The sequence below is a fragment of the Allobosea sp. 01N443 genome (assembly GCF_056399325.1).
The window spans coordinates 1-592 of record NZ_JBFTRC010000424.1; the positions used below are offsets into that span (position 1 = coordinate 1).

The 592-nt window shown below is 58.8% G+C and carries 1 protein-coding gene; it reads left to right on the forward strand.

What is annotated here, in order from left to right; all coding sequences use genetic code 11:
- On the forward strand, window positions 1-459 hold a 459-nt coding region (locus AC1DRP_RS36810), incomplete at its 5' end, for a hypothetical protein (RefSeq protein WP_476771173.1).
- Window positions 460-592 lie beyond the last annotated feature (133 nt).

Genomic DNA, 592 nt, shown 5'->3' on the forward strand with positions numbered 1-592 from the left:
GCGGCAAGCAGGGCCAGGGCGGCCATGAGCGCCACGCGCCGGGTCAGCCAAGCAAACCAGCCCGGCACGGATTGTGAATGCCTGTCCATCATGATCCTCGCTCTATCGATTGCCGTTTGCGCATGGGGATGGCGCAGCGGTCCTGGCCCAGCCGCCAGTGTTCAACCGGCGGCCTCCCCTCGCCCGACCGCCCATGATCGGCTCATGCTCCAGGAAGACGGTTCTGGTGCGGATCGGCTCAAGCAATCGCTGGTTATCGCGCGCGCCGAGATGCGCAGACCGGCTGAACAAGAAGATCTCATGATTCCGCAATACATGGGCTTGGCCGACGGGCGGCTCCAGTCACGCCGGATATTATTCCTGATCGATCGCGTGCTCAGAAGATCCACCGCATCTGTCCTCGTGCAGAATAGCGACCAGTTACAGACTGCGCGGCGATTTGTCACGATACTTCAATAACTTAGAAATACTCAAATCTATAACTAGAATATTTTTAAACTAAACGCTTGGCGAGATGGGCCGGCGCCCGACCTGACGGGGATGGGCGGACCTGACGATTGCGCTGAACGAGATTGCCATTGCTGGTCTCAGC